The following is a 9,847-nucleotide window of genomic DNA, read 5'->3' on the forward strand; positions in this document are numbered from 1 at the left end:
ATTTAAATTGATCAAAAAGTGATCAATTTAAATAGAAGCCTTAAATAATAGGTCAGAGACCGTGTCAAGCCTTTTGAAATCCACAAAGTTATCCACAGGTTTTGTGGACAACTGTGGAAAAGTACAAACAGTAAGCATTGTGGGTAAAATTTGAACTCAAACGGTCAAAATAGCATGGGGTTAATGACGTCAAAATGACAGCAATAATCAATTTTCAGAAAATAAATTCTTTTGGTGCGATATGCAGCCGAATCGGATAAAATCGCGCGGTATTTTTATTTATGGTTTATCTCGTCTATGTACTCGCCAGTTGAGTCCGAACAAGGATTTAATTTCAAACCAGAACTGCCTACAAGTTCGGCATATTACCGTTTGTTGAAAAAGATTCGCCGTCAAGTCGGTCATGCCATTCGTGATTTTAAAATGATCGAAGAAGGTGACAAGGTAATGGTATGTATTTCTGGTGGTAAAGACAGTTATACCTTGCTGGACATCATGTTGCAGTTTAAACGTATTGCACCGATCAACTTTGATGTTGTCGCGGTGAATCTTGACCAAAAGCAACCTGGCTTTCCTGAAGATGTGTTACCACGTTATTTAGAAGAAAATAACATTCCATATTATATTTTGGAAAAAGACACCTACAGCATTACCAAAAAGTTAACCCCTGAAGGTAAAACCTATTGTGCGGTGTGTTCACGCTTACGCCGTGGTTCTTTATATGGTTTTGCGCAGGAAATTGGGGCAACTAAAGTCGCTTTAGGTCATCATCGTGATGACATTATGGCAACCTTCTTCTTGAATCTATTTCATGGCGGTAGCTTAAAAGCCATGCCACCGAAACTTTTGTCATCGGACAAGAAGAATATCTTGATTCGTCCACTGGCTTATGTGGAAGAAAAAGACATCATCAAGTATGCAGAAATGCGCCAGTTCCCGATTATTCCATGTAATTTATGTGGTTCGCAGGAAAATTTACAGCGTGCGATGATCAACACGATGTTGCGTGAATGGGATGCACAATATCCGAAGCGTTTACATAGCATTTTTGGTGCGATGCAGAACGTATCACCTTCACAATTGGCCGATCGTGAGTTATTTGATTTTGAAGCTTTAGATGAGCAACGTGAGATTGATTTCACAGGAAGTTGTTCAACTGAAGATGAAGCACAAAATAAACGCATCAATATGGTCAATTTAGGTTTTGCCGCAGAATAATGGTGACTTTAAACACCAATTTTAGGATTGGTGTTTATTTTATATATCTGATTTATTTAATAAATGTATTAAAAGTATTAAAATTGAACGTCCAGTGCAAAAAACTTTAAGCAGAAAACAATTTTACATGCTATAACAGGCGTCAAGCACAATAGCTTCACAAAGATGTTGTCTGGATAGGCGACACAAATGAACAAATAAATTGAGGAAACATCATGCCTGCCTTTTTAACTGATGATTGGTTTTCAACAGTAGAGACTTTAACTGCTCAAGCTGGTAACTTAAACTTGCCACCTGCGCTTGCAAATTTAGCAATCAACTTAGTGGTTGCAGATTCAGAAGGCAATACTGAATTGTCTTTGGATGGTGGTGCAATCAAAAAAGGTCTATCTTCAAATGCGAAAACCACATTGAATATGGATGGTGAAACACTTCGTAAAGTGTTCCTAGAGTTTGATATGGCTGCAGCAATGCAAGCATTCATGACAGGTAAAATTAAAGTTCAAGGCGATATGTCGCAATTAATGGCTTTACAAACTGCGAAGCCAAGCCAAGAACAAAAAGATTTATTTAAAAAAGTGCTTGAGCAAACAGCTTAAGTCTTTTGAATAAAAAAAGCTTAGCAATTTAGCTAAGCTTTTTTTTGTCTACAGTACACAGCTTAGATATTGACTAACTGTGGTGTCGATTTAATGTGTTCTAAATAGGCACGGATACGAGTCACATATTGAACTGCTTGTCGATAACGACCATTACTGGTTTTGTTGTTATCTAAATAGCTGTACAAATTCACCCAATTGTTGGGGTTTTTACCTTGTGCTTTGATTCGATTTTGAATCTGGTTGACAGCACCGGGTCCCATATTATAAGCCACAAGTGCATACCAATTACGATCGGGGTAGGGCACATCCTGATATCGATCTAACATCTGGTCGTAATATTTCGCGCCACCTTCAATACTTTGTGCTGGGTCAGTTCGGTTACTCACACCCATTGCTTTTGCTGTACTGTTGGTGAGCATCATTAAACCACGGACGCCTGTAGGCGAAACTGAGTTTGGTTTCAGATACGATTCCTGATAGCCAATAGCCGCTAATAAATGCCAATCTAAATCATATTTTTCGGCCGTATTCTTAAAGCTGGCTTTATAAATAGGCATACGCTGATTTAAATCACGCTGAATGCTATCCCATGATTCTTCTTTCACGACATTCTGATTATAGAATGAAGCCAGTTGACGAATCGAGCCAGATTGTTTGCCCTGACAGACAAAACCACTCGCGGTTTGGGCCAGTGGATCATCAGCATGTTTGAAAACCCAATTTAGGTTGGTATCTAAACCATTTTGTTGCAAGCTATTTAAATCACCACAAGTTGCTGAAAATGAAGCTAAATGCTTTTTCTCGATTGAGCTTACATCAGCAGTGGTCATCGCAAAATTTGCTTTACCTTGCGAGATCCATTTAAGTGCTGTGGCATTGTCAGGTACAGTTTTAAACACTAAATTAACGTTTAAACTATTGGCGTAGTTACGTGCTAGGTCATAACCAAAACCATGTAGATGTGAACCATCTTTAAATACCGTAGTCGAATTTTCGACTGAAACGACGGTGAGTTGCTTGTCGTTTACGACAGAATCGTATTGGTACGACTTACTTGCATTAATGCTGTGAAATGGAATTAACAGTGTACTAAATGCAAGAATTTTTAATGAGAGAGAGGTTTTTAAAGAGTTAAGGCTAAGCCTCACTCCAGAAGTTGAACTACTGTGCATGTTGTCTCCGCTACAAGTAATTTATGCCCTAAAAAGTAAAGACAAACATGCCTCAGACTTTTTCAAGTTTGATAAATTCAATAAGGGTTGGGCAGTCATGACGTCATTCAAAAATGACATTGGATTAAAAGAAGAATAATGTAGAATTTCTACATAGAGTAAAAAATAAGCAATTTAAAAACATGAGCGCATAATAAGGCTGAAAAATAAACTTGTCAAATTTTGTACTAATTTTTTTTAAAATATGTAATATAAATAACTAATTTAATTGAATAATTAATTTTATAAACTTTGACTCTGTTTAAAAGTTAGATAAAATAGCGCATTATTGTCAATAAATTGTAAGCATAACACCAAAAAATACTATGAAATCTAACTTAATTACACGTGCTGGACATGACAAATTGGTCGCAGAATTACAACATTTGTGGCATGAAGAACGACCAGAAATTACCAGAAAAGTGAACTGGGCTGCGAGTCTGGGCGACCGTAGTGAAAATGCTGATTACCAATATAATAAGCAGATTTTACGTAAGATAGACCGCCGCGTTCGTTACTTAGGTAAGCGTTTAGAAGAGTTTAAAATTATTGATTTTTCTCCTGAGCAAGAGGGAAAAGTATATTTTGGTGCTTGGGTCGAGATTGAGAATGACCAAGGTGAAAAAATCATAGTGCGTATTGTTGGGGTAGATGAGATTTATGATCATCATCCGCAACATATTTCAATTGATTCACCTATGGCACAAGCTTTACTTGGAAAGCAAGCCGATGATGAGGTTGAAGTGGTGACACCATTAGGCAAGAAACTGTGGTATATCAATGAAATTCATTATGAAAAGCCTGAAAAATAGTCAAAATAATGGATTTTGATTTTATTTTAAGCAGTCAGTCAGAAAAAAGTATAAAAGTGTTTGCTAAGATTGGATTTTATTTATATGATAGCCGCCATTGGAAGCGTGGCAGAGCGGTTTAATGCACCGGTCTTGAAAACCGACGAGGGTGTGAGTCCTCCGTGAGTTCGAATCTCACCGCTTCCGCCAAATATTGAAAAAGACCCTTGATCATCAAGGGTCTTTTTTTTCACTTCGATTTTTTCCCACATAGTAGTTCACAGAAGGGTTTGGATTAAATTCGACACTTTATTATCGCTAAGTCCATTTCACTGAATTTGTTCTTTCATTTATAAAATATTGCTGTAGTCATCACTTATTCATGGCAAGGATTTGGCACAGGCGTAGCTGCTTCTGCCTGCTTTAGAAAGGGTGAGATCTGACTGTCATTAAACTTGGCGTGTTTCATCGAAATCCCCTTGGTTTTTTTAAGATAATGGATTGTTATTTTTGACTATGATTATTTTAGGGGGATTCTGAATGACCATATTCATGCAATAGCTGTCATGCTATTTACAGTTTAGAATCCACCCAGTTCTCAGAATTCGAGAAATTTGTTACGAATAAAGAACATCAGTACTTTTAGTGCATTTATTGACAAGATTAATTTTATCTTTTTCAGAAGGCCCATGACAGACCGATTATATTTCACCTGATTTATGTTTATAGTGATCTAGATACAAATGATAATCTCTATGCTTTATGCTGTTCTATATATTGTCTTTCTTACGGATAAGATAAAGAATAAGTCTCCTTTAAAATTAGTTTAGTTATATAGAACAAATCTAAAGACTTAATTAGCTTGGAAGATAAAGCCTTACTTAAAATAGTCCTTTGAATATTTAACCAGTTCTCGAAACACAAGCAAAGTATGGCGCTTAAGCATTTTTTAAATTTTTGTCTAGTAATGCTATATTAAATATCAAGTTAAAATTGAACATTTAATTTTTAGTGTTTGGGACAAAATAATTGAATAATATAAATAGTTTGTTATATATTAATAAGCATTAAAAAAATAAAACCAACAAAAATATTTTTTTACATCAATCGGGTTTGTTATGATCAGTAATTAATAGGTCATTATTTATTTTAAATATATAACAGCATATGAAAAAGCTTTTAATTCATAGTTCAAGTTTAGATCAGCCTACGCTATCTACATCTACGCATTTGTCACAGAATGCTGAATCGACTTTGGAGTCCACACTTCAGGTTATGAACGAGCTTGTGCACTGGATGGTAAAATCTGGCATTGGCTATGCGGAGTTTTCTGCTGCTTTGCGTTCATTGTTTTATAATGAAGCGATTAAAGAACTTGAATATTTAAATCAGAAAAAAACAGATTCATCGGTAAGTTTGTTGTCAGGATTAAACAGACGCGATGTCAGTGCTTTACGTGCAGAAAATGGCGGTGATCATCAGATTATTCCTGCTGCTTATGTGGATATTTTATCAAGCAGTGTTCCTGCGCGTGTTGTTGCTTTATGGATACATCAAGATTTAAACAATATTCTGCCGATTTCGGGAGAAGAAAACAGTTTTGAATATTTAGTAAAACAAATATCCACAGAAAAGCATCCACGTTCAATTTTACTGGAATTAAAACGTATTGGTGTAATTGTGGAAGATGGTGAAAATGTCATATTGCAAACCAACAGTTTTACACCTTCACCTGAAATGGATGAAATTAAACAATTATTTACTGCAAATATTGTGAGCCATTTAGCAGCGGGAATTCATAATATTATTGAAAAAGATAATAGTTTTTTAGAGCAAGCACTTTTTGCCAATGAATTAACCTCAGCATCGGTCGAGCAGTTGAAACAGACCAGCATGAAATTATGGAATGAAATGTCAAAACAGGTTTTGGCTGAAGCGCTGGAATACTGCAAACAGGATGAAGGTCGTAAAGATGCTGTATTTAATTTTAGATTAGGAGTATTTCAGCATGATGCGCAGGAAAAAAAATAATCGTCTTATGACTGGCTGCGCGTTTGTTGGATTTAGATAAAAAGATGTTTAACTTAAGAATAATAACAATATTATTTCCCATAAAAAGATTATTTGATAAAATGTCTAAAATGAACATTTATTAATTTTAGCTTATTTCTTTAATACTTAGTGATGAGAATTTACCATTTAGGTGAGATCAATGTGTGATAGCCGTTCCTATGCTTTTATTTTTTGCATATTGTTTTTAACTGGATGTGGGGAAAATTTTACAGTTGGTGGAGTCAGTTTAGGTGGTTCTGGTACAGGTCTAGGAGTTCCTGATAGCGGTCCGAAAGATGGTATTGAAGATCAATATAGCATGGAATTTTATTTGAAAAATTCGATGACTAAACTACAAGAATTTCCAGCAGATCCTGACTGTTCAGGTGTGAGTCGTACGATTCAGTTGGAAAATTTGGAAACAGGTAAATTGGCACCTGATGGTACTGATATTACGTTAGCAGAGACCTCTGCATCAAAACCAAATAATGCGGCGGTACAGATTATTGTCCGAAATTTAACGGACAAACCTATTTTAGAGCATATTCCTTCATGTACCGCACCGATAAAACTGCTAGATCAAGATGGAAATATTGTAAACCAAGGACAGAATTTTAATTGTTCAAATGGTGAAAGCCTTCAAGCTTATGCAGCTGGAGAATGCCGAGTTTTTCGTTATGAGTTTAGCTTGCCGCAAAAGGTTTCTGCTTGGACTTTAAATTACAATACTCGATATACAGGTACTGATAATATTGAGATCAATCAATGTCCATCATTATCATTTAATATGGATGTTGATACGAAGAAAGATGATGGCATGTTTACTGGAGGTATTGGCCTCATCATTTCAGGTATGCCTGTTGAAAGCCTGCCTTGCGAATTGATTGAACCGCCATTAATTAACCCCTGATATTAGATAGCGCATGATTCATACAAGACCTTTTTAAGAGGTCTTTTTTTTGCCTGAAATTAAAGAAACATGGTGGGTCATGAAGGAATAAGTTTTTTAAACGCAAGGTTTGAAATATATAGTTACATATATAAATGTGCAATTTGAACATTTATTTAAGATAAATGTTCAAATTGCACATTTATTTAGACATAATAAAAAACAATAAGTCACGCTCTTTATTTTTAAAGAGAAATACATCACTAAAAGGTATTGGAATGAATAAAATTTATAAAATTGTTTGGAATGCTTCTCTTGGGGCGTGGGTTGCGGTTTCTGAAATTGCAAAAGGTAAGACAAAAGCAAACAGTGGTACTGTTGGTGATATTGTAATTGATCAAAAAAATGAAATAACAATAAAAAAATCATTTAATTACAAGGTTTTGTCTGTAGCGGTCTTTACCATACTTACACCATCCTTTGCATTTTCTGCTGTAGGAAATAATTCAATAGATACACGTCTTTGTGCGGCAACAGCTGCTGCATATAGTAGTGGAGATATTGCAGTTGGATGTGGAAGTGATTCGAGTGGAACAAATTCTATTGCGATTGGCGGAAACGCGACGACTAAAGTGAATACTGGCAGTACCCAAGGTGGTCAGAGTATTGCAATTGGTTATGATGCTCAAACTAAGGGGGATCAATCTGTTGGTTTAGGTGCAAATGTTAGAGCCTCTGGTAATTCATCTATTGCCATTGGTGGAGATGATTTAAATAAAGTCGCGGGGACAAATAATAATACCGCTGCTGCTGTGACGTATAAAAACTTAACAGGTGATAATTTAATTCGTACCTATGATGCTGCTACAGGTCCTAATAGCCAATATTATGGAACTACTACAGGGGATGGTGCTGTTGCAATTGGTGTTCAAGCTTCTGCATTAGGTAATCTAGCAACATCATTCGGTACACGTACTCAGGCTAATGGTGTAGCTTCAACAGCATTAGGAGTTGGTGCAACGTCAGATAAAGACGGTAGTGTGGCTTTAGGCGCTGGCAGTAAAACGGACGGTTCTGCAACAAAAGTACAAAGTGCGACGGTAAATGGTCTTGGTTTTACTGGATTTGTAGGCACAAGTGGCTTTGCTGGAACAGCATCTGACGCTGGTCGCCAAGTATCTGTTGGTAATATTGGCAATGAACGCCAAATTAAAAATGTTGCGCCAGGTGCAATTTCGGCAATTTCGACAGATGCAATTAATGGCAGTCAAATTTATGCTGTAACCAATACTTTAATTGGTCAAATACAAACGACTAAATCTGCCTCGCCTGTAGTTTATACGGATACCACAGGGAATAAACTGACTAAAGCAAATGATGGAAAATGGTATCTTTCAACTGCTGTCGACGCTGGTGGCAATGCTATTGGTTCACCTACAGAAGTTGTGGCGGCAAACGTTGCTACAAGATTACAAGATGCGAATGGTTCAACAACAACACCAATTAAGCTAACAAATGTGGCTGATGGTACGGTTGCAGCTAACTCAAAAGATGCTGTAAATGGTGGACAGTTAAAATCCGTTATTGATGCGCAAACAGCAACAGATAATGCCGCAGTGAAATACGACAATGCTGCGACTAAGGATAAAGTCACTTTAGGTGGCGGAGCAACAGGTACCACCATTACCAATATTAAAGATGGTGCACTAAATGCCAGCTCAACAGATGCAGTGAATGGTCGCCAACTCTATGCAACCAACCAAAACGTTGCACAAAACACAACAAGTATCAGCACACTTACCACCACAGTGAGCAACCAAGGTACACAAATCACAACAAATACCGCAGACATTAGTGCCTTAAAAGGTGGTTTCACCCTACAAAGCAATGGTACGAATGCTGGTGCAATCAAAGCGGGCGATACAGTTGATATCGGTGTTGCAGACCCAGTCGATACTAACCTGACTGCAACGAAGATAGGTAAAAACATTGCATTTGCCTTAAACAAAGACCTGAACCTGACTAGTGTTATGACAGGCAATACCGTCATTAACAATGCAGGTATTACTGCTGATAAAGTTAGCGTAGGCAATGTTGTTATCGACAAGTCGACCAATAAAATCAGTGGAATCGAAGCAGGCACCAACAGCAAAGATGCAGTGAACAAAGGTCAGTTAGATACTTTGGCAGCACAACAAGCGGCAACAGATAGTGCGGCAGTGAAGTATGACAATGCAGCGACTAAGGATAAAGTGAGCTTAGGCGGAGCAATAGGCACAACCATCACTAATGTCAAAGCAGGTTCCTTAAATGCAACCTCAACAGATGCAGTCAATGGTAGCCAACTTTATGCAACCAACCAAAACGTTGCACAAAATGCTTCGGATATTACGACTTTAAAAGGTGGTTTTACCCTACAAACCAATGGTGCGAATGCAGGTGCAATCAAAGCAGGCGATACCGTTGATATCGGTGTTGCAGACCTTGCAGATACAAACCTCACTGCGACCAAGACAGGCAAAGACATCGCATTTGCTTTAAGCAAAGACTTGAGCTTGACCAGTGTGACCACAGGCAATACTGTTATTAACAATGCAGGACTCACAGCGGACAAAGTCACGGTAGGCAATGTTATTATCGATAAAACGACCAATAAAATCACAGGCATCGAGGCAGGCACGAACAGCAAAGATGCGGTGAACAAAGGTCAATTAGACACATTGGCAGCACAACAAGCAGTAACAGACAGTGCAGCAGTGAAGTACGACAATGCAGCAACAAAAGACAAAGTCGCTTTAGGCGGTGGAGCAGCAGGTACCACGATCACCAATGTGAAAGATGGTGCACTAAATGCCAGCTCAAGCGATGCAATTAATGGCAGTCAGCTTTATGCAGTATCGAACAACATTAAAAATGCAATTGGCGGTAGTACGACTATAAATGCAGCAACTGGTGCTATTACCACGACCAATATTGGTGGAACAGGTGAAAACACGATTGATGGTGCAATCAACAGTGTTAGCAATACAGCGAAAGCAGCGAAGACCGAAGTAAAAGAAGGCGACAATATTAAAGTCACTTCAG

Annotated in this window: 7 protein-coding genes and 1 tRNA gene; 7 read left to right on the forward strand and 1 reads right to left on the reverse strand. The window is 37.5% G+C overall.

What is annotated here, in order from left to right:
• The first annotated feature begins 297 nt into the window (after positions 1 to 297).
• Together ttcA and F994_RS01570 are read left to right on the forward strand one after the other, a co-directional pair.
• A complete protein-coding gene (gene ttcA, locus F994_RS01565; RefSeq protein WP_004648256.1) occupies positions 298 to 1,218 on the forward strand; it encodes a tRNA 2-thiocytidine(32) synthetase TtcA in 921 nt (306 codons plus the stop codon).
• A 215-nt stretch (positions 1,219 to 1,433) separates the two neighbouring features.
• The gene (locus F994_RS01570; protein WP_004648257.1) at positions 1,434 to 1,817 is read left to right on the forward strand and encodes an SCP2 sterol-binding domain-containing protein; all 384 of its coding nucleotides are present in this window, start codon (positions 1,434 to 1,436) and stop codon (positions 1,815 to 1,817) included.
• Between the two features lie 62 nt (positions 1,818 to 1,879).
• Here the strand turns inward: F994_RS01570 and F994_RS01575 are convergent, their stop codons facing one another.
• Entirely contained in the window at positions 1,880 to 2,992 is a 1,113-nt protein-coding gene (locus tag F994_RS01575; protein ID WP_004648259.1) for an MltF family protein, read from the reverse strand.
• Between the two features lie 365 nt (positions 2,993 to 3,357).
• Between F994_RS01575 and greB the strand changes: the two genes are divergently transcribed.
• From greB to F994_RS17530, 5 genes are all read left to right on the forward strand, one after another.
• Entirely contained in the window at positions 3,358 to 3,843 is a 486-nt protein-coding gene (gene greB, locus F994_RS01580) for a transcription elongation factor GreB (RefSeq protein ID WP_004648260.1), read from the forward strand.
• A 99-nt stretch (positions 3,844 to 3,942) separates the two neighbouring features.
• Positions 3,943 to 4,032, forward strand: a tRNA-Ser gene (locus F994_RS01585).
• A 957-nt stretch (positions 4,033 to 4,989) separates the two neighbouring features.
• The gene (locus F994_RS01590) at positions 4,990 to 5,853 is read left to right on the forward strand and encodes a DUF6502 family protein (RefSeq protein ID WP_004648261.1); all 864 of its coding nucleotides are present in this window, start codon (positions 4,990 to 4,992) and stop codon (positions 5,851 to 5,853) included.
• 181 nt (positions 5,854 to 6,034) lie between these two features.
• The gene (locus F994_RS01595) at positions 6,035 to 6,784 is read left to right on the forward strand and encodes a hypothetical protein (RefSeq protein ID WP_004648262.1); all 750 of its coding nucleotides are present in this window, start codon (positions 6,035 to 6,037) and stop codon (positions 6,782 to 6,784) included.
• Positions 6,785 to 7,041: 257 nt separating this feature from the next.
• A partial coding sequence (locus F994_RS17530) for an ESPR-type extended signal peptide-containing protein (protein WP_004648263.1) occupies positions 7,042 to 9,847 on the forward strand: 2,806 nt, incomplete at its 3' end.

It is taken from the genome of Acinetobacter bohemicus ANC 3994, assembly GCF_000367925.1.
In the GTDB taxonomy this organism is placed as follows: Bacteria; Pseudomonadota; Gammaproteobacteria; order Pseudomonadales; family Moraxellaceae; genus Acinetobacter; species Acinetobacter bohemicus.